Raw genomic sequence first — 18,344 nt, forward strand, 5'->3', positions numbered from 1 at the left:
GCTCGTCAGCAATGGGGCCCGGGCACCACAGGCCCCGGCTCGCCGGAAAAATTCATCGCCTCCAGGACGCGCCGGGCATCGGCGGCATCCTGGTTAATTTGGGCCTTCAGGGCATCTATACCATCGAACTTCCGTTCAGGCCGCAGGAAGTCCACCAGGGCCACGCGCAAATGCTGGCCGTAAAGGTCGCCGCTGTAATCCAGAAGATGGACTTCCAGCAGCGCCTCGGTCTTGTCGAAGGTAGGACGGCGCCCGAAATTCGCCACCCCGTTCATCCACAGCGTCTCGCCGCCCCGGTCCACGCCGGCGCGCACCGCATAGACGCCGCGCGCCGGATGCAGATATTCGCCCAGATGCAAGTTGGCGGTGGGGAAACCGATGGTGCGCCCGCGCGCATCGCCATGTTCGACCCGGCCCTCGATCTCCCAATAGCGGCCCAGCAGGCGGGACGCCTCGCCGGGTCGGCCGGCGGCCAGATGTTCGCGGATACGGGTCGAGGAATAGACCACCCCGCCCTCGCCGCGCACCGGCTCGACCGTATCGACGCCGAAGCCATGGCGGACGGCCATGTCGCGCAGCAATTGCGGATCGCCCTGGCGTCCCTTGCCGAAGACGTAGTCGTAGCCGACCACCACATGGCGCACGCCCAGTCCGGCGACCAGCACTTCCTCGACGAAGCGTTCGGCCGTCAGGGCGGCGAAGGCGCTGTCGAAATGCTGCATGAACAATGACTCGACGCCCAGGGCCTCGATCAGCCGCGCCTTGATGCGGAAAGGCGACAGGCGGAAATTCGCCAAGGCAGGATTGAAGAAGGCGCGGGGATGGGGCTCGAAGGTCATCACCCCCGAGGGAACGCCCAGATCGGCGGCCACGGCAAGGGCGCGGCCGATCACGGCCTGATGGCCGCAATGGACACCATCGAAATTCCCAAGCGCGACCACGCCGCCCTTCACCTCGGCGGGCAATTCGGCGTAGTGGCGAAAGATGCGCATCGGCGGAGCAGTCCCTCTCCAGGTCAGTCGGCCGCGCCGGAACTGGCGCAAAACCGAAAACGACCCGCAAGCAAAGCACGGGCTTTGCGGGTCGCAACGGCCGGTCAGGGGTAATCCATTGTTGCAAAAAGCGCAAGCCTCCCGCCCCTGCGGCAGGAGGCTACGGCTTTTTCAAGGGCAGGATCAGCCGCGCGAGGGCACCATCAGGGTGGCGTCGCCGTCGATCACGATCTTTTCGCCGACCGAGCAGGTGGTCTTGAAGCTGGCGAATTTCTTCTCGGCATTCAGGGCGGTGATCTCGGCGCGCGCGACCACGGTGTCGCCGATCTTGACCGGTGCCTTGAACTTCAGGTTCTGGGCGACATAGATGCAGCCCGGCCCCGGCAGCTTGGTGCCGAAGACGGTGGAGATGAAGCTGGCCGAAAGCATGCCGTGGGCGATGCGGCCCTTGAACATGGTCTGGGCGGCGTAATCCTGGTTCAGATGGACGGGATTGGTATCGCCGGAAACGCCCGAAAAGAGCAGGATATCGGCTTCGGTGACGGTCTTGGCGAAAACCGCCGACTGACCGACGGAAAGGTCCTCGAAGTAGTAACCGGTGAATTCGCTGGCGTCCGACATCGTGGTCTCCGTCACGTTTTTCTGCAATGCAGCAAAGAATGGGGGGACTATAGCGCACGCGCAAGAGGCGAACAAGATATCCCCCCGCTTGCGTCATGGATATTTCCCATTTCCAGGCCGCATCCCCGCCCCTATCTTGCGGGCATAGGAGGCAAAAGACATGAAAGCAGCGCGTTTCCGCCCTTCCTTCCCCCTCCGGGGGCGGGCCGTCCTTCTTCTCGGCCTCGGCCTGACGGCCCTGTCCGCCTGCACGCCCGCCGGGTTCGACTGGATCAATCCCGCCCTACCGGAAGAGCAATGGCGGGCCGATTACCGCGATTGCCGCAGCCGCGCCGAACGCCTGACCGCCCCGCCGGGCGGCACGCAGCCCCTGGGGCCACCGGGCAACCAGCGCTGGGAAAACCCCATCGCCGAGGCCGACCGCGAGATCGAGAGCCGCCAGGCCCAGGCCCTGACGGACAGCTGCATGCGCGGCCTGGGCTATGTGCGGGCCAGCGAATCCCCGGCGGTCACGCCCAATGCCTCGGGATCGTAGGACAGGAAGGCCACGCCCCAGCCTTCCAGCAGCACCCCGTCCTCGCCCGCGCGGGCATCGCAGCCGGGATCCCCGATCAGCGCCCAGCCCGGCGCCAGGGGCACGGAATGCGGCTCCCGCGCGGTATTGAACAGGCAGAGCAGCCGCCGCTCGCCCAGCCGGGCATCCGTCAGGCGGCGTTCGAAGGCCACAACCGGCCCGCCGCCCCCGGCCAGATGCATGGAACCGGCCACCATCTCGGGCCGGCTGCGCCGCCAGGACAGGAAGCGGCGGCAGAAGGACAGCACCGAATCCGGATCGGCCTGCTGACGGTCCACGGCCAGGGCGTGATGCGCCTCGGGCATGGGCAGCCAAGGTTCGGCCTCGCTGAATCCGGCATGACGCTCGCGGGCACGCCAGGGCATCGGCGTGCGGCTGCCGTCCCGGCCCTTGAACTGGGGCCAGAAATTGATGCCGAAGGGATCGCGCAGGCGCTCGTAGGGCACCTCCGCCTCGGTCAGGCCCAGTTCCTCGCCCTGATACAGACAGGCGCTGCCGCGCAAGGACAGCAGCAGCGCCAGGGCCAGCTTGGCGAAGCGGGGCGAGCCGTCGCCCCAGCGGCTGGCCACCCGCTCGACGTCATGGTTCGAGAAGGCCCAGCACAGCCAGCCTTCCTCGTCGAAATGAGCCTCGGCCTCGGCGATGGACTGGCGCAGAGCCTCGGGCGTGAAGGGACGGCGCATGATGTCCAGGGTATAGGCCATGTGGAAGCGCGTGCCGCCGGAGGTATAGGCCGCCGCGCGGGCCAGGGCGCCGGGCTGGCTGGACAGTTCGGCCACCGTGGTGGTGCCGGGATATTCGTCCATCAAGGCGCGGATACGCTCGGCCAGATCCACCACGCCGGACTGGGTGGTGTCGTAGAGATGCCGCTGCATCCCGAACAGCTTGACCGGATAATCCCCCTCCGCCGGGCGCGGCGCCGGGGGATTGGAGCGCAGGTCCGGGTCGTGGAGCATGAAATCCACCGCGTCGAGGCGGAAGCCATCCACGCCCCGATCCAGCCAGAAGCGCCCGGCATCCAGGACGGCGTCGAGCACCGCGGGATTGCGCAGGTTCAGCGCCGGCTGGCTGGACAGGAAATGATGCAGGTAATAGCGCCGCCGCCGCGGCTCCCACCGCCAGGCCGGGCCGCCGAAGACCGACAGCCAGTTGTTGGGCGGGCTGCCGTCGGGCTTGGGTTCGGACCAGACATACCAGTCGCCCTTGGGCCCGCCGGGATCGACACAGCTTTCCACGAACCAGGGATGACGGTCCGAGGTGTGACTCCACACCTGGTCGATCAGCACCTTCAGCCCCAAAGCATGGGCGCGTTCCACCACCCGGTCGAAATCGGCCAGCGTGCCGAAGATCGGGTCGACGTCCCGGTAATCCGAGACGTCATAGCCGAAATCCTGCATGGGCGAGGTGAAGAAGGGGGCAATCCAGATGGCGTCCGCCCCAAGATCGGCGACGTGATCCAGATGGTCGGCCACACCGGCCAGATCGCCGATGCCGTCGCCATTGCCGTCCTGGAAGGAACGCGGATAGATCTGATAGATGACCGCCCCCCGCCACCATGCGGGGGAATGCCGCAGCAAGGCGGCGGAAGAATCCTTGGGGCTCTGCGTCATGTCCCCAGGATAACCCGCCTTTTGCGGCGATTTGAAGGCTTAAAGCTGCGGCCTATTTGTTGATATAGGGCATGTATTGCTTGTCCGAGCGCAGGATATGCTGGGTCAGCCAGTTGCGCAGAAACTCCATCACCTCGTCCACATTGATGGTGGAGGGATCCTTCTTGTACAGAGTGGCGATGTCGCGGGCCGTCTTCTCGATCTCGCGGTGCTTGGCGACGTGCTCGACGAAGTCGGGGAAATCCGCCGCCTTCATGATCTCTTCCTCGCGGGCGAAATGGGTCTCGATGTAATTGACCATGTTGTCGATGACCCGGCCGATCTCGTCCGGCCCGGCCTTCTGATCCACCGTGGACTGCAAATGATTGATGATGTTGATCAGTGTCTGATGGTCGAAATCCAGGACCATGTTGCCGACACTGTATTCGGGCCGCCACTCGATGAATTTGGCCGAACCGCCCAGATAGACCATCCACCACCTCTATCGCCGGAAAACGAAATCCCCCGCCAGCGGCGCTCCCGTCGTGAAGAGAGACCGTCAAAGCGCCACTGTTTCTAGGGGCATCCTATCGCAGTCACGGAGGCGACACAATTCCGGAGTAGGGTGGACACCTTAGGAGGGAGAGGAAGCGCCCTCTTTCCCTGTGCGGGCGCATTTCATCAGGTGTTTTTTAACTTTCACATCGATAGGATATCTGGCGCCGCCGGAGCGGCGAGGAAGGAGAGTCTTTATCCATGAGCGAAGCGGCCCCTACGGCTTTCACTGTCGCCGGCCATACCATTCCGGCCCCGGTGGTGGACAGCATCCGCCGCGCCTCGGAAAAGACCGGCGTCAGCTTCAGCTTCCTCATGGCCCAGGCCAGCCGCGAAAGCGCCTTCCGCCCGACGGCCCAGAACAGCAAATCCACCGCCGCGGGCCTGTTCCAGTTCACCGCCGGAACATGGCTGGAACTGGTCCACAGGCACGGCCAGGCCCATGGCCTGGGCGAAGCCAGCGCCAAGATCCGCCGTTCCGCCGACGGCCGACTGCATGTGGACGACCCGCAGGCGCGGCGCGACATCCTGAATCTGCGCCGCGATCCCGAACTGGCCGCCGTGATGGCCGCCGAATACGCCCGCGACAACCGCGCCCATCTGGAACGCAACCTGCAGCGGCAGGTCGGCTGGGCCGATCTCTACCTCGCCCATTTCCTCGGCCCCGGCGGCGCCTTGCGCATGCTGAAGGCCCATGCCTCGGATGACAGCCAACTGGCGGCGGACCTGCTGCCCGAAGCGGCGCGCAGCAATCCCCAGGTCTTCTTCGCCCGGATGGAGGAAGAACGCAGCGCCCGCAGCGTGGCCAATGTCTACGAATCCCTGTCCGCCCGCATCGAGCGGCCCATGCGCCAGTTCGCCGCCCTGAAGCAGGAACTGGGCATCGGCGTGCCGCCGCCGCCCGGCGTCAAGCCCGAAACGCCCGCCCCCGCTCCGGTGATGATGGCGCAGGCCCAGCCGCCAGCGGCGGAGCCTCCCCCCATTCCGCAGGCCAAGCCGACGGCCCCGGTGATGATGGCCGCCGTGCCCGAACCGAAGCCGGACGCCCCGGTTCTGGTCGCCACCGCACCACCGGCCAAGCCCGAGGCCCCGGTCCTGGTCGCGACGGCGCCGCCCCCGAAACCCGACATGCCCGTGCTGATCGCCACGGCACCGCCGCCCAAGCCGGAACAACCGGTCATGACGGCCGCCGCGGCGGAGGCGGAAGAGTCCGCGGATCCGTGGCTGCTGGCGCATATGCTGCCCCAGCCGCCGCACAAGCCCGACCAGGTGACCAGCTATACCCGGCTGGCAGGTCTCTACGACCTGCCCCTGCCGTCGCCGCTGGACCTGCCGTCCCATGCGCCGCAGGACGCCGCCCCGGCGGAAACCGCCGCCGAACCGGAATGGGAGGGAACGCGGGTCGTCCTCGCCCAGTTGGACAGCGCCCACCAGATTTCCGGCCCCATGCCGCCGCCCTTCGAGATGGCCGAGCGCATCTCCGCCCCCATGCCGCCGCCGCCCGCCGCCACCGCCGTGGAGAAGACCCTCGAGGCCGAAACCACGCCCGAGGGGCTGGCGGGCCGCCTCGCCGCCGCCCTGCGCCGTACGTTGCTGGGCTAGGCAAGGCAGATTTTGACACTGCGCGAAGGGCCATTTAGATAAAGGCCGCAGTTTCTCCTCATGGGACGGATGAGCATGATCAAGTACAGCTTGCGCTGCAGCCACGGCCACGCCTTCGAGTCCTGGTTCGACAACAGCGCGGATTACGACGCCAAGGCCGCCGAAGGCGCCCTGTCCTGCCCTGAATGCGGCGATAGCGCCATCAGCAAATCGATCATGGCCCCCAATATCGGCAAGGCCGCTCCCCAGCCGGCACCGGCCTGCGGCATGGGCGGATGCGGAGCGGGCGCCTGCGCCTTCGCCAATTCGTGAGCGCGGACGAAGACGCGGCGGCCTCGCGCCCCCTGGACGCGACCGTCTATCTGGCCGCCGAAGGTTTCGAGGCCGAACTGATCGCCGAACTGGGCGAGGTGCGCGAAACGCGGGGGCGGCTGGTCGTTGCCGACGGACCGCCGCGCCCGGCGGCCTGGGCGCAGAATGTCTGGCTCAATCCGCAGCTGATCCCCATCGCCTCGATCAAGCAGGGGGCCAAGGCCCTGCGCGCCATCCAGCGCAATTGGGCACTCTATTCCTTCCAGCTTCACCGCCGCGCCCAATTGCTGCAGGAGCAATTGCCGCCGATCAAGCCGCGCCCGGTGGTCTTCCCCTCCGACCCGCCGAGCGCGCCGCTGGGATCGTGGACGCTGTGGGACGAGAACACCATCCTGGCGGCTTCGCGCTGCTCCAGCCCCTGGCCCCATGGCGAGATCCATTTCGCCGAGGACAAGCAGACCCCGCCCAACCGCGCCTATCTGAAGCTTTGGGAAGCCCTGACGCTGACCCAGCTGCTGGGGGGACGACGCCCCGCCCCCGGCGACCGCTGCCTGGACCTGGGCGCCTGCCCCGGCGGCTGGACCTGGGTGCTGCATGAATTGGGCGCCGAGGTCATCAGCGTAGACAAGGCGCCGCTCGACCCGCGCATCGATGCCCTGCCCCGCGTGACCTTCCGCCAGGACAGCGCCTTCGCGCTGGAACCGGCCGCCGTCGGCCCCATCGACTGGCTGTGCTGCGACGTCATCTGCTATCCCCAGCGCCTGCTGCGCATGGTCGAACGCTGGCTTGCCGCGGGCACGGTACGGAATTTCGTCTGCACTTTGAAATTCCAGGGCGAGACGGACCATGAAACCGCCCGCGCCTTCGCCGCCATTCCGGGTTCGCACCTGGTCCATCTGTTCCATAACAAGCACGAGTTGACCTGGATCTTGCTTCGTTAAGTTATTCTTCACCGCTTCCAGGGCTTGATAGGGTAATCGTCTTGCGCGCCTCCCTCGTTCGGGGTAGGCATGAGACGATGCATCTATCGAATAAAGAACGGGAAAAGCCCGATGGCTGTCGCCACATTGCCACCGCCGATTGACATCAAAGCCGAAACCAAGAAGGTCCTGATCGACGGGATCAAGAAGGTCCTGGATCTCTACAAGGCCAAGGGGCTGGTGGACAAATCGATCGGCTATGGCGATCTGATCGGCGAACCCAAGGCGCTTCACGCCTTCATCCAGGCCTATCGTTCCCATCCCGAGGTCGCCGACAGCATCGTCATGTCGCCGGAAAAGAAGCCGGTGCGCGAAGACGGCGCCATGCTGCTCTGCGGGGTCACGCTGGAACAGGTGCAGCAATTGCTGGTCAAGACCTGCGCCCGCAAATATTACGAACGGGACCTGGTGACCGAGACCGTCGAGGAAACGGTGACCACCAGGCGTTTCCTCTTCTTCACCAAGACCGAAGTGGTCGAGCGCAAGGCTACCAGCGGCGACGAGCGCAAGATCCGCGAATTGCTGAAATACCTGGCCTTCGACTGGCAATTGCCGCTGCTCGATGCCTATCGCGAGCATCTGAGCCTCATCCACCTGATGGAATTGGACCAGGACATCCTGGCGCTGCATACGCCGGAAGCGGTCGCGATCATCGGCAATTGCGAGCCTTCGGTCCTGAAGAAGGCCAAGGAAATCTCAGGGCGCGACTTCTCCAGCCTGATCGAACAGCCCCAGGCCCTGGTCGGCGCGGTCAACTGGAACCGCGACATGTACATGTTCTTCCGCAACGCGCTGGGGCCCAAATCCTGGGACTTCTTCTCGCGCGAGAAGAGCTTCTTCAACACCGTCGCCGCCCTGGACAAGCCCACCGCCCGTGTCTATGGCGACGTCCTGGCCTATATCGCCAGCGAGAACCTGCAAGAGATGCAGCGCCTGAACATCGACAAGGCCGATGTGCTGGTCCAGTCGCTGAAGGCCACCTATAGCGACATGCTGCCGCTGATCCTGGGCCAGCCCAGCTTCGCCAAGGAATTGCTGCGCAAGCTGGTGGATTCGCTGCTGCATATGAGCCAGGAGAAGGACCAGCTGCTGGTCTCGACCCAATTGACCTGCAAGGCCATGATGCCCCAGGTCAAGGACTGGCTGATGAAGACCCGCGCGGCCAGCTGACGCCCGGCAAAGAAGACAGGCTGCGTGCGGGCTCATTTTGACACTCGGCCCGCCGTGCAGGGCCTGTCCTACCCCTTTTCCGTATCCCAAGGAACGGCCCTCCCCCACTCCGAAAGGATGAAGCACGGCCGCGCCGCCCTCTCCGGGCTGGCCGAAGGGCCGCTCATCCAGCCCCTTCCGCCCTGCCGACAGACCGGCTAAACGGCTGGATTTCCTGCCTTTTCCGCACCTCCTCGACGGCCCCAAGACGAAGGGGATAGGCGCCCTCTTCCCGCGCTACAGAATCGGACCTGAACGCAAGGGTATTACTACTTACTTAGGCCTTTTCTCTCCTCCCCTACCGGCGTACCTATTGGGGCATAGACATCGCCAACACCTTGCCCGTCCGAGGGAGATCGAAATGTTCGACGACCTGAACGACTTCGCCACCATCGATACCCTGCCCGAAGAAACCGGGACCTATGAACCCGCTACCGCCCCCCAAACTCCGGCCAAGCCCCGGAACTGGCTGGTCCTGCGCGATGGTCGCCCCTTCCTCCAGGTCAACGCCACGCCCCGCCATGTCTCGAATTTGGTAGACGGCTTCAATCTGAGCCGCGAGAATATGTTTACCTATCGGGAGATGGCTGCATGACTTCGGACAACTTTTTCGGCACGCCCTCCGCCGGGCGCCTTTCCAGCCGCCGGGCCAACCGACGCGGCGCGACCGCCCAGAACGGGCGCCGCCGTCCCCGGCGCAATATTCCCGGACCGGCGGTGATGACCTCGGCGCGTCCCAGCAAGACGCTGCGCCAGCCCTGGTTCACTTGGCTGATGGAAGGCCTTCACGGCGACATTCCCTCTCCTGCCGGCCACCACTAAGCCTCTTTCTTCTTTCTCTCCCCCTTCCTTCACGCCGTCCCCTCTTCCGAACTCCTGTTCGGGAGCCTTCGAGCGCGCGCTTTCTTCCCTGACTCCGCGCCCGAGAGAAACGGCGCCTCCTATTTCCCAAAAGATAAAGTGTGCGGGAACCGGGTGTTCCCGCACGCTTTGCCGTTTCTTCTCTTTCCTGATCTTATTCCGCCGGAGCGGGAGCCAGTCCCTCGTCCTCGATCGTCACGTCCTTGACGGCCGGAGCCGCCTCGCCGCGCAGGGCGGCCCGCAGGCGTTCCTCGTCCACCTCACCTTCCCAGCGCGCGACGACGATGGTCGCCACGGCATTGCCGATGAAGTTGGTCAGGGCGCGGCATTCCGACATGAAGCGGTCGATCCCCAGGATCAGCGCCATGCCGGCCACCGGCACGGTGGGCACCACCGACAGGGTCGCGGCCAGGGTGACGAAACCCGCCCCCGTCACGCCTGCGGCGCCCTTGGAACTGAGCATGGCGACCAGCAGCAGCAGGATCTGATCTCCCAGCGACAGCGGGATATCCGTGGCCTGGGCGATGAACAGGGCGGCCATGGTCATGTAGATGTTGGTGCCGTCCAGATTGAAGGAATAACCGGTGGGCACGACCAGGCCGACCACCGAACGCGAGCAGCCCGCGCGTTCCATCTTGTCCATCAGGGTGGGCAGGGCGGCTTCGGACGAGCTGGTGCCCAGGACCAGCAGCAATTCCTCCTTGAGGTAGCGGATCAGGCTCAGGATCGAGAAGCCGTTGAACCACGCCACCACGCCGAGGACGCCCAGCACGAAGATCAGCGAGGTCAGGTAGAAGGCTCCCACCAGCAGCGCCAGATTGGCGATCGAGCCGATGCCGTATTTGCCGATGGTGAAGGCCATGGCGCCGAAGGCACCGATGGGCGCGACCTTCATCAGGATGTTGACCAGCTTGAACACACCCTGCGAGACCGATTGCAGGATATGCACCACCGGCTCGGCGGGCTTGCCCACCAGCGCCAGCGACACCCCGAACAGCACCGAGAAGAACAGCACCTGCAGGATCTCGCCCGAGGCGAAGGCGCCGACCACCGTGGTCGGGATGATGTTCATCAGGAAGGCGGTCAGCGAATGCTGCTCGGCCGCCTTGGTATAGGAGGCCACGGCGCCGCCATCCAGCGTCGCCGGGTCGATATGCATGCCGCTGCCGGGCTGGACCACATTGGCGACGACCAGCCCCACCACCAGGGCCAGGGTCGAGAAGAACAGGAAATAGGCCATGGACTTGGCGCCCACGCGGCCGACCTTCTCCATGTCGTTCATCCCGGCGATGCCGGTGGTCACCGTCAGGAAGATCACCGGGGCGATGATCATCTTGACCAGCTTGATGAAGGCGTCGCCCAGCGGCTTCATGTCCGTCCCGATATCGGGATAGAAATGGCCGAGCAGGATGCCGAAGGCGATCGCGCTCAGGACCTGCACGTAAAGCTGCTGATAGAATTTTTTCTTCTTGCGCGGCTGTGCCGTTTCCGCCGCTTGTACCGTATATGCCATCTGTTCCCTTCTCTTTCCCGGAACCGCCCTCGTACTCTTCGGAAGGCCTTCATTCGCCTTCTTGCGGCCCAATTCCTTTCGCACTGCACCCTCCCGGAACGGGTAGGCGCCTCACCGCCCTACTGGCATTTTTTGTGCCAAATTCCGTTCCAGCCGAAAAAACTTGCCGGGCATTGCGAAAGCTGAACTTTTTGCGAAAGAAAAGTTGCCTTCCGGAATCGTATGTGCGGATTTCCGCACAATGCTGTAAAAGATGAGCGGTTTGCCGCACATTCCGGTGCCGGTCCTTCTGGGAATCTCCGTCCGTGGCCATTTCCTCCTTCCCCCTTTCCGCCCAGCCGCGTCCCCGCCCGCGCCCGTGGCTCCTGTTCGCGCTGGCCGCGCTCGTGCTGCTGCTGGGCGCCTTATGGGGGGCGGGCGAGATCGGGCGGAAACTGGCCCTGGCGGAATTGCTCGGCGATGCCGAGGCTTCGGCGACGCTTCATGCCGGGACGCTGGAAAATGCCTTGGACAAGCAGCGCGCCTTGCCCTTCATCCTCGCCCAGGACCCCGACTTCCGCGCCGCCCTGGCCGCGCCTCAAGACGAAGAGAGGCTGGCCGCGCTGAACGCCAAGCTGGAATCCCTCAGCACCGGCGGCGGCATGTCGATCGTCTATCTGATGGACCGCAACGGCACCGCGATTGCCGCCAGCAACTGGCGCGAACCCACCAGCTTCGTCGGCCGGAACTACGCCTTCCGCCCCTATTTCCAGCGCGCTCTCGCCCAGGGCGCAGCGGAACATTTCGCCATGGGCAATGTCAGCCACCTGCCCGGCGTCTATCTCGCCCGCCGCATCGACGGCCCTGACGGCGTGCTGGGCGTGCTGGTGGTGAAGATGGATTTCCGGAAGCTGGAAGCCGACTGGCGCGCCTATGCCCGCCCGGCCTTCGTGGCCGACGAACGCGGCATCATCCTGATCACCAGCCTGCCCGAATGGCGCTTCCGCACCCTGGCCCCCATCCCGCCCCAGGACAAGAACGCCATCCGCGCCAGCCTGCAATTCGGCGCCGCCCCCCTGGACCCGCTGCCCGCCGACAGCCATGACGGCTTCCTGGAAGTGACCAAGGCCGTCGCCTCCACGCCCTGGACCCTGCATCTGCTGGCCCCGACGCAGCAGGCCGTCAGCCGTTCGGTCTTCCAGATGCGGACCCTGGCCCTCCTCAGCGTCTCCGCCCTGCTCGCCTTCGCCGCTTTGCAGCTCACCCGCCGCGAACGCCTGCTGGCCCACAGCGCCGCGCAGGAGGCCATCCGCCTCGACCTGGAAAACCGGGTCGTTGCGCGCACCAAGGATCTGCTCGCCGCCAACCGGCAGCTTCAGGCGGAAATGGAAGAGCGCCAGCGCGCCGAGGCCCATCAGCAGCAGCTTCAGGACGAACTGGTCCAGGCCAACAAGCTGGCGCTGCTGGGCCAGATCACCGCCAGCGTGGCCCACGAGATCAACCAGCCGGTGGCGGCGATCCGCAGCTATGCCGACAATGCCGCCCTTTACCTGGCCCGCAGCCAGCCCGATTCGGTCGAGCGCAACCTCAAGACCATCGCCGCCCTGACCGAGCGCATCGGCACCATTACCGACGGATTGCGCGCCTTCTCGCGCAAGGCCACCGGGCAGATCGAGGCCGTGTCCCCCGCCGCGGCCATTTCCGGCGCGCTGCTGCTGCTGGGGCACCGCCTGCGCCAGAGCGATGTCGAGCTGGTCACGGAATTCGGCCCCGAGGGCCTGCTGGCCGCCGCCGAGCGGGTGCGGCTGGAACAGGTGCTGGTGAACCTGCTGCAGAACAGCCTGGATGCCCTGGCCGGCACGCCCGCCCCCATGATCCGCCTGTCCGTTGCCGAGGACGGTGGGGAGGTACGGATTACCGTGGCCGATAACGGCCCCGGCCTGCCGCCTCAGGTCATGCAGGCGCTGTTCACGCCCTTCGTCACCACCAAGGAATCCGGGCTGGGCCTGGGGCTGGTGATCTCGCACGATATCCTGGCCGATTTCGGCGGCTGCCTGGAGGCCGAGAACAGCGCCGAAGGCGGCGCCTGCTTCACCCTCATCCTGCCGAGGTTCCCGTCATGACCGTTGCCGTCAACACCGTCGCCTTCATCGACGACGACGAGGATCTGCGCCTGGCCAATGCCGACAGCCTGCATCTGGCGGGATTCGAGCCGCTGCTCTTCGCTTCGGCGGAAGAGGCCCTGGCCAGGCTGACGCCCGACTTTCCGGGCATCGTGGTCAGCGACATCCGCATGCCGCGCCTGGACGGCCTGCAGCTTTTCCACCGCCTGAAGGAGATGGATGACGGCCTGCCGGTCATCCTGATCACCGGCCATGGCGACATTCCCATGGCGGTCGAGGCCATGCGCGAAGGCGTCCACGACTTCGTCTCCAAGCCCTATGGCGCCGAACGGCTGATCGGCAGCGTGCGCCGCGCCCTGGAGACCCGCCGCCTCGTGCTGGAGAACCGGCGGCTGAAGGAAATGGTGCAATCCTCCGTCGACGAGGCCTTCCCGCTGATCGGCGAGACGCCGGTGATGGAAAGGCTGCGCCAGACCCTGCGCCATATCGCCGATGCCGATGTGGACGTGCTGCTGCTGGGAGAGACCGGCAGCGGCAAGGAAGTGGTCGCCAATACCCTGCACCGCTGGAGCCGCCGCAAGAGCCGCCCCTTCGTCGCCGTCAATTGCGGCGCGGTGCCCGAAACGGTGATGGAGAGCGAGCTGTTCGGCCACGAAGCCGGGGCCTTCACCGGCGCCCAGCGCCGCCGCATCGGGCGGATCGAACATGCCGACGGCGGCACGCTGTTCCTGGACGAATTGGACAGCATGACCCCGGCCCTTCAGGTCAAGTTGCTGCGCGTCCTCGACAGCCGCGAGATCGCGCCGCTGGGCACCAACGAAATCCGCCCCGTCGACCTGCGGGTCGTCGCCGCCACCAAGATCGACCTGTCCGATCCCATCAAGCGCGGCGAGTTCCGCCAGGACCTCTATTACCGCCTGAACGCGGTCACGCTCCGCATTCCTCCCCTGCGCGAACGCAAGGCCGACATCCCCCTGCTCTTCGCACATTTCCTCAACCGCGCCTCGGCCCGCTATGGCCGCGAAGCACCACCCGTGACCGCCAGCGTCAAGCGGCGCCTGCTCGATCATGACTGGGAAGGCAATGTACGCGAGCTATCCCGCTTCGCCGAACGCTTCGCCCTCGGCCTGCTCGACGAGGACAGCGCCGCCGGTCCCGACCGGCCCGGCGAGCCCCTGCCCCTGCCCCAGCGCGTGGACAATTATGAAAAGGACGTGATCTGCGAGACCCTGCTGGCCCATGGCGGCGACGTGAAGGCCTGCATCGAGGAATTGGGCATCCCGCGCAAGACCTTCTACGACAAGGTCAAGCGCCACGGCATCCAGTTGAACGATTTCCGGGGCTGATCCCATCGGGATGCGCCCTACGCTTCGTCACTCCCGCGAAAGTGGGAGTCTATGCCGCAGACCGGGAACGCGGCGTCCTGGATTCCCGCTTTCGCGGGAATGACGGGAGAACCAGTTCCCTACGGGACGGTTCTTCTCACTCCGGCAGCATGAAATAGATATGGCGGCCGATGACCTGGGGATCGACCTTCTCTTCCGACCAGGCCACCTCGAGGTCGACGACGTGATAGTAGAGGGCGCCGTTGGTGGGGTCTTCGGTGCGGCCGTTCAGCACCTCGCGCGCCAAGGTCAGGGCGGCGGCCCAGGCATCCAGGTCTCGGGGTTCGGTGGATCGGCCGTCGCACCACCAGGAGAACTGGCACGGTCCCTTCTTGCCGCCCTGGGTCACCACCTCGCAGACGGTATTGGGAAAGGCGGGATGGGCGACCCGGTTCAGGGTGACATGGGCGACGGCCAGTTGCCCGACCTGGGGCTCGCCGCGGGCCTCGAAATAGATGTTCTGGGCCAGGCAGGCCAGTTCCTCGTTCGGGCCGCTCTTCTCGGGGGAGGTCCCCAATGTCGGCGAGGCCTGGACCGGCGAGGCCAGGAAAAAAATCGCCGCTCCGGCGGCCAAAAGAGCGCTTTGCATCTTCATGTCGGCGGATATGGTCCCAACCGACGCTTCTGCCTAGCCCTTTGCACCGACAGCGCGTCAGGCATCACACCGGCGGTAGGGCCCGATATCCAGATGGAGATGATCCTCATGGAAGACATCGGTGCGCGGAGTCAGGACGACGTTGAAGATATCGCAGGATCCGCGCGCCACATCCCGCAGGAAGCGGGACTTGGCGCTGCCGTCGTTCCAGTTGCGCTTGACGTTGATGGTGATCCCGCCCTCGATGTCGAACCCCAGGATGTCGATGGCCTGCCCCAGGGCGTGCTGGCTGAGACGGTTACGCGATCCGGTTTCGTTGCGGCAGACATAGGTACCGGCATGCCAGACCTTGGTCGCCGGACGGCCGAAATGCTTCAGGGCCGCAGGCTGCACCACCTCGGCCTCGAAGCGGTGGATGGTGGCGGCCATCTGGCAGGTCACGACGGAGGGACGGTTCCAGGGAATCGCCGCCGCCGTCACCCGCACCGGATTATCGACGCCGCAGCCCTGCGGGGTGGAGATGGCGGGCACCGTCTCGAACTCCACCCGATAGCTTTCCAGTTCTTGCAGGCAGGACGGTCCTGCCGGAACAGGAATGGCCGCGACGGGCGGCGGCGGTGGAGCGGGCGAGGCACAGGCCGCCAGAACGGCCAATGACGACAAGACCCAGAACCGACACCCCCAACCCATGCCCCATCCTCCCTGCAAGACAGGGAGGTTCTACCTCAAAAGAGGGGGCGGTTTCGACCTTTTCGGGACGGGCCCAGCCGATTAATGGAATCCCGCCCGCCCCAGAAGGCTGTAGAAAGCGCGCAGGCTGCGGGCTTGGGCGGTGGCATCCAGACCGGTGACGAATTCCTTCTCGAAATCGGGGCGGCGCAGATGCGACACCACGCGTTCGCGCGCCAGCTTCAGGGCCTTGCCCTCGGGCAGGACGCCCGCAGCACAGAACTGCACCAGCATGATGGCGCGCTGGCGCAGGGGACTGTCCGGCTTGTCCAGCTTTTCGATCACCCCCTCGCGCAGCAGGTAGCGGGCCAGCAGATCGTCGATATGATCGGCCAAGCCCTGGCGCATGTCCTCGGGCAGGTGCGAGGCCATGAGGAAACGGTGCAGCCGCGTCGCCCGCACCATCTTGTCCTTGGGCGACAGCTTGGCCGGTACCAGCTTCTCCAGGTCGCGCACATGCACGGTATCATGGATCAGCTTCAGCACGTCGCCGCCATGGTCGCGGCCCAGCTGCGCCCTCAGCAGTTCGACCAGGAACATGACCTCCACGTCGGGCATGCGGATCATGTTGAGGACGCCGCCGATGGCGATGCACTGGCCGGTGCGCCCGCCCTGTTCGAGCGAACGGGCAAAGCGCAAGACCAGCGCCGCCGCCACGTCCGGCCCGCCACAAACGCCTTCGGGGCCGACCAGCCGGGCCAAAACCCGGCGCAGGGCCTGGTCCTCACTGCCGGGACCTGCTCGGTCCAGCGGCTGAGCACTGGCCAGTTGGCGCTGCACGCGATCCAGCAAGGCGGCACGGCAGGCCGGCAGCAAGCCTGCGGCGAACAATCCGTTCAGAACCTCCAGCTGCGGAGAATCGGCAGGCGAGGTCTTGGCCAGGCCTTCGGACAGGTCGACCATCTGGATCAGGGCGGCGGCCAGACTGCGCTGATGGCCCAGCACGTCCTGCAAGGCCGAAGGCACGCCCAGCAGATCGGCGATCACCCCGTCGAGCAGGCTCATGGAAGCCGGAGGCAATCCCTTGCCGCTGAGCCTGGTCAGGCGTTCCAGCTTGCCCAGCCAGTTGCGGGTGGTGATCAGGTCGTTGCTGAGGACGACCAGCGAATAGTAATCCCGGTCCTCGTCGTCCTCGGCGAAGCGGCTTACCTCCTCGACCACCTTGGCGAAATCGTCGTCCAGGCGCGGCAGGCTCCGCATGCGCTCCGCCCGCAAGGCCCGGACCGACATCTGGTCCACGGCGCGGTACAATTCGTCGCGGCGTTCGCGGCTGTCATCACCGGTTATGCGCGACTGCACCGTGGCGACGCGATCCACCGCCGAGGGATACAGGCTGTCGGTATCCTGGATGCGTTTCAGCGCCCGGTAGTTGTGCAGCAACTCGGTCGGCGTCATCACCGCCTGTTCCAGATAGTTGCGCAGCAAGCGCCCAATGGTCATGCGGCTGGCCTGGCTGAAATAATCGGCGGGCTGGCGGCAGACATTGGCGGTTTCGATGGCGACGATGCGCACCTGGTCGGGATTGCTCTCGCGCATCTGGGTAAAGACCACCGTCTCGGTGATCTGGCCGTCGGCGCGGGCCCAATTCTTGACCACCCGCACCCCCTGCACTGGCGGAGTGGCGGAAAACAGCTTCTTGGCACAGGCGCGCCCTGCGGATTCCGTTTCGCGGAATTCCTCCGTCGACCAATGCCCATTCCGGAAAGTCTGGATTTCGAAACTTGCGCGACCGGCCGACATCCTTGCCTCTTCTGGATGCTATGCGCACTCATAATTCGCCAAGGCAAAGGGCGCCGCAAGACACATTTATGTCACAGATGCTTTTGCCATAACGCCTTCCACACCGCCGATTTCTCATCCTCGACAGGGCTTCAACCGCCTGTTTTTTCTTGCCTTCGGCCAAAATATCGTTAATTCTGGATATATGGAAAACGAAGATGCCATCCTCGCCTTGTCGGCCCTCGCCCAAGCCACGCGCCTGGATACCTTCCGCCTGCTCGTACGGCATGAACCGGCCGGGCTGCCCGCCGGAGAGGTGGCGCGCCTGCTGGGCGTTCCCCAGAACACCATGTCGGCGCATCTCTCGGTGCTGGCGCGGGCCGGGCTGGTGATGTCGGAACGCCGCAGCCGCTCGATCATCTATCGCGCCCAGGTCGCCCGCCTGCGCGAGCTGACCCTGTTCCTGCTCAAGGATTGCTGCGGCGGCAATCAGGCTCTTTGCCAGCCGCTGATCGACGAGCTTCTGCCCTGCTGCCCCGACACCGAATGCGCCGCACCGGAGTGACGATCATGGATATCATCGCCTACCACAATCCCGATTGCGGCACGTCGCGTAACGTACTGGGCCTGATCCGCAATGCCGGGATCGAGCCTCATGTCGTCGAATACCTGAAGACGCCGCCCAGCCGGGCGATGCTGGCCTGGCTCATCGCGCGGATGGGTGTTTCCGTGCGTTCGGTCCTGCGCGAGAAGGGAACGCCCTTCCATGAACTCGGGCTGGACGATCCCGGCCTCGGCGACGGTCAGCTTCTCGACGCGATGATGGCCCATCCCATCCTCATCAACCGGCCCATCGTCGTCACGCCTTTGGGCGTGAAACTCTGCCGCCCCTCCGAAACCGTTCTCGACATCCTGCCGCTTCCCCAGCAAGGCGCCTTCGCCAAGGAGGACGGCGAGAAGGTCGTCGACGAACAGGGGCGCAAGCTGCTCTAGATCCAAGGATTTC

General features: G+C 65.4%; 19 protein-coding genes. 11 read left to right on the forward strand and 8 right to left on the reverse strand.

Features of this window, described 5'->3' with window-relative positions; translation table 11 throughout:
* Positions 1 to 5: 5 nt before the first annotated feature.
* Both EPD66_RS07635 and EPD66_RS07640 read right to left on the reverse strand, forming a co-directional pair.
* Positions 6 to 992 carry a bifunctional riboflavin kinase/FAD synthetase gene (locus tag EPD66_RS07635; RefSeq protein ID WP_142847902.1) on the reverse strand — a complete coding sequence of 329 codons (987 nt, stop codon included), beginning with the start codon at positions 990 to 992 and terminating at the stop codon, positions 6 to 8.
* 183 nt (positions 993 to 1,175) lie between these two features.
* A complete protein-coding gene (locus EPD66_RS07640) occupies positions 1,176 to 1,613 on the reverse strand; it encodes a MaoC family dehydratase (RefSeq protein WP_142847903.1) in 438 nt (145 codons plus the stop codon).
* A gap of 160 nt (positions 1,614 to 1,773) precedes the next feature.
* On the opposite strand from EPD66_RS07640, the gene EPD66_RS07645 reads away from it, so the two are divergent.
* Positions 1,774 to 2,148, forward strand: coding sequence for a hypothetical protein (locus EPD66_RS07645; RefSeq protein ID WP_142847904.1), 375 nt, complete (start codon positions 1,774 to 1,776; stop codon positions 2,146 to 2,148).
* On the opposite strand, the gene EPD66_RS07650 is transcribed toward EPD66_RS07645, so the two are convergent.
* On the reverse strand, positions 2,094 to 3,797 hold the full coding sequence (locus EPD66_RS07650; RefSeq protein WP_221930911.1) for an alpha-amylase family glycosyl hydrolase: 1,704 nt from the start codon (positions 3,795 to 3,797) through the stop codon (positions 2,094 to 2,096). The two genes, EPD66_RS07645 and EPD66_RS07650, sit on opposite strands and share 55 nt — an antisense overlap.
* A gap of 52 nt (positions 3,798 to 3,849) precedes the next feature.
* Positions 3,850 to 4,269, reverse strand: a complete 420-nt coding sequence (locus EPD66_RS07655) for a bacteriohemerythrin (RefSeq protein ID WP_142847905.1) — start codon at positions 4,267 to 4,269, stop codon at positions 3,850 to 3,852.
* Between the two features lie 263 nt (positions 4,270 to 4,532).
* Here EPD66_RS07655 and EPD66_RS07660 point away from each other — a divergent pair, with 263 nt between their 5' ends.
* The 6 genes from EPD66_RS07660 (at position 4,533) to EPD66_RS07685 (ending at position 9,256) form a co-directional block, all read left to right on the forward strand.
* On the forward strand, positions 4,533 to 5,933 hold the full coding sequence (locus EPD66_RS07660; protein WP_142847906.1) for a transglycosylase SLT domain-containing protein: 1,401 nt from the start codon (positions 4,533 to 4,535) through the stop codon (positions 5,931 to 5,933).
* A 75-nt stretch (positions 5,934 to 6,008) separates the two neighbouring features.
* Entirely contained in the window at positions 6,009 to 6,245 is a 237-nt protein-coding gene (locus EPD66_RS07665; protein ID WP_142847907.1) for a DUF1178 family protein, read from the forward strand.
* Complete coding sequence (locus EPD66_RS07670; RefSeq protein ID WP_255448410.1) at positions 6,242 to 7,186, forward strand: SAM-dependent methyltransferase; 945 nt, start codon at positions 6,242 to 6,244, stop codon at positions 7,184 to 7,186. The genes EPD66_RS07665 and EPD66_RS07670 overlap by 4 nt, the downstream gene beginning before the upstream one ends.
* Before the next feature lie 111 nt (positions 7,187 to 7,297).
* The gene (locus EPD66_RS07675; protein ID WP_142847909.1) at positions 7,298 to 8,395 is read left to right on the forward strand and encodes a hypothetical protein; all 1,098 of its coding nucleotides are present in this window, start codon (positions 7,298 to 7,300) and stop codon (positions 8,393 to 8,395) included.
* 400 nt (positions 8,396 to 8,795) lie between these two features.
* The gene (locus EPD66_RS07680) at positions 8,796 to 9,029 is read left to right on the forward strand and encodes a hypothetical protein (protein ID WP_142847910.1); all 234 of its coding nucleotides are present in this window, start codon (positions 8,796 to 8,798) and stop codon (positions 9,027 to 9,029) included.
* The gene (locus EPD66_RS07685) at positions 9,026 to 9,256 is read left to right on the forward strand and encodes a hypothetical protein (protein ID WP_142847911.1); all 231 of its coding nucleotides are present in this window, start codon (positions 9,026 to 9,028) and stop codon (positions 9,254 to 9,256) included. Before EPD66_RS07680 ends, EPD66_RS07685 begins: the two co-directional genes overlap by 4 nt.
* A gap of 193 nt (positions 9,257 to 9,449) precedes the next feature.
* Here EPD66_RS07685 and EPD66_RS07690 read toward each other — a convergent pair whose 3' ends face one another.
* Positions 9,450 to 10,808, reverse strand: coding sequence for a dicarboxylate/amino acid:cation symporter (locus tag EPD66_RS07690; protein WP_142847912.1), 1,359 nt, complete (start codon positions 10,806 to 10,808; stop codon positions 9,450 to 9,452).
* A 305-nt stretch (positions 10,809 to 11,113) separates the two neighbouring features.
* Between EPD66_RS07690 and EPD66_RS07695 the strand changes: the two genes are divergently transcribed.
* Positions 11,114 to 12,910 (forward strand): ATP-binding protein, encoded by a 1,797-nt coding sequence (locus tag EPD66_RS07695; RefSeq protein WP_221930912.1) that lies wholly within the window; start codon positions 11,114 to 11,116, stop codon positions 12,908 to 12,910.
* Entirely contained in the window at positions 12,907 to 14,256 is a 1,350-nt protein-coding gene (locus EPD66_RS07700) for a sigma-54 dependent transcriptional regulator (protein WP_142847913.1), read from the forward strand. Before EPD66_RS07695 ends, EPD66_RS07700 begins: the two co-directional genes overlap by 4 nt.
* Before the next feature lie 136 nt (positions 14,257 to 14,392).
* Here the strand turns inward: EPD66_RS07700 and EPD66_RS07705 are convergent, their stop codons facing one another.
* The 3 genes from EPD66_RS07705 to EPD66_RS07715 form a co-directional block, all read right to left on the reverse strand.
* The gene (locus tag EPD66_RS07705) at positions 14,393 to 14,884 is read right to left on the reverse strand and encodes a cell wall hydrolase (protein ID WP_221930913.1); all 492 of its coding nucleotides are present in this window, start codon (positions 14,882 to 14,884) and stop codon (positions 14,393 to 14,395) included.
* A gap of 63 nt (positions 14,885 to 14,947) precedes the next feature.
* Positions 14,948 to 15,580: an extensin family protein gene (locus EPD66_RS07710; RefSeq protein ID WP_142847915.1), complete on the reverse strand. Its 633-nt coding sequence runs from the start codon at positions 15,578 to 15,580 to the stop codon at positions 14,948 to 14,950.
* Between the two features lie 81 nt (positions 15,581 to 15,661).
* A complete protein-coding gene (locus EPD66_RS07715; protein WP_142847916.1) occupies positions 15,662 to 17,359 on the reverse strand; it encodes a hypothetical protein in 1,698 nt (565 codons plus the stop codon).
* Positions 17,360 to 17,543: 184 nt separating this feature from the next.
* On the opposite strand from EPD66_RS07715, the gene EPD66_RS07720 reads away from it, so the two are divergent.
* Together EPD66_RS07720 and arsC are read left to right on the forward strand one after the other, a co-directional pair.
* A complete protein-coding gene (locus EPD66_RS07720; RefSeq protein WP_142847917.1) occupies positions 17,544 to 17,903 on the forward strand; it encodes a helix-turn-helix transcriptional regulator in 360 nt (119 codons plus the stop codon).
* 5 nt (positions 17,904 to 17,908) lie between these two features.
* Positions 17,909 to 18,331, forward strand: a complete 423-nt coding sequence (gene arsC, locus EPD66_RS07725; RefSeq protein ID WP_142847918.1) for an arsenate reductase (glutaredoxin) — start codon at positions 17,909 to 17,911, stop codon at positions 18,329 to 18,331.
* The last annotated feature ends 13 nt before the right edge of the window (positions 18,332 to 18,344 follow it).

Source organism: Telmatospirillum sp. J64-1 (assembly GCF_006980715.1).
Lineage (GTDB): Bacteria > Pseudomonadota > Alphaproteobacteria > Rhodospirillales > Magnetospirillaceae > Oleiliquidispirillum > Oleiliquidispirillum nitrogeniifigens.

Coding starts and splice junctions, on each gene's coding strand:
- EPD66_RS07635 (WP_142847902.1), bottom strand. CDS start 992: ATGCGCATCTTTCGCCACTACGCCGAATTGCCCGCCGAGGTGAAGGGC.
- EPD66_RS07640 (WP_142847903.1), bottom strand. CDS start 1,613: ATGTCGGACGCCAGCGAATTCACCGGTTACTACTTCGAGGACCTTTCC.
- EPD66_RS07645 (WP_142847904.1), top strand. CDS start 1,774: ATGAAAGCAGCGCGTTTCCGCCCTTCCTTCCCCCTCCGGGGGCGGGCC.
- EPD66_RS07650 (WP_221930911.1), bottom strand. CDS start 3,797: ATGACGCAGAGCCCCAAGGATTCTTCCGCCGCCTTGCTGCGGCATTCC.
- EPD66_RS07655 (WP_142847905.1), bottom strand. CDS start 4,269: ATGGTCTATCTGGGCGGTTCGGCCAAATTCATCGAGTGGCGGCCCGAA.
- EPD66_RS07660 (WP_142847906.1), top strand. CDS start 4,533: ATGAGCGAAGCGGCCCCTACGGCTTTCACTGTCGCCGGCCATACCATT.
- EPD66_RS07665 (WP_142847907.1), top strand. CDS start 6,009: ATGATCAAGTACAGCTTGCGCTGCAGCCACGGCCACGCCTTCGAGTCC.
- EPD66_RS07675 (WP_142847909.1), top strand. CDS start 7,298: ATGGCTGTCGCCACATTGCCACCGCCGATTGACATCAAAGCCGAAACC.
- EPD66_RS07680 (WP_142847910.1), top strand. CDS start 8,796: ATGTTCGACGACCTGAACGACTTCGCCACCATCGATACCCTGCCCGAA.
- EPD66_RS07685 (WP_142847911.1), top strand. CDS start 9,026: ATGACTTCGGACAACTTTTTCGGCACGCCCTCCGCCGGGCGCCTTTCC.
- EPD66_RS07690 (WP_142847912.1), bottom strand. CDS start 10,808: ATGGCATATACGGTACAAGCGGCGGAAACGGCACAGCCGCGCAAGAAG.
- EPD66_RS07700 (WP_142847913.1), top strand. CDS start 12,907: ATGACCGTTGCCGTCAACACCGTCGCCTTCATCGACGACGACGAGGAT.
- EPD66_RS07705 (WP_221930913.1), bottom strand. CDS start 14,884: ATGCAAAGCGCTCTTTTGGCCGCCGGAGCGGCGATTTTTTTCCTGGCC.
- EPD66_RS07710 (WP_142847915.1), bottom strand. CDS start 15,580: ATGGGTTGGGGGTGTCGGTTCTGGGTCTTGTCGTCATTGGCCGTTCTG.
- EPD66_RS07715 (WP_142847916.1), bottom strand. CDS start 17,359: ATGTCGGCCGGTCGCGCAAGTTTCGAAATCCAGACTTTCCGGAATGGG.
- EPD66_RS07720 (WP_142847917.1), top strand. CDS start 17,544: ATGGAAAACGAAGATGCCATCCTCGCCTTGTCGGCCCTCGCCCAAGCC.
- arsC (WP_142847918.1), top strand. CDS start 17,909: ATGGATATCATCGCCTACCACAATCCCGATTGCGGCACGTCGCGTAAC.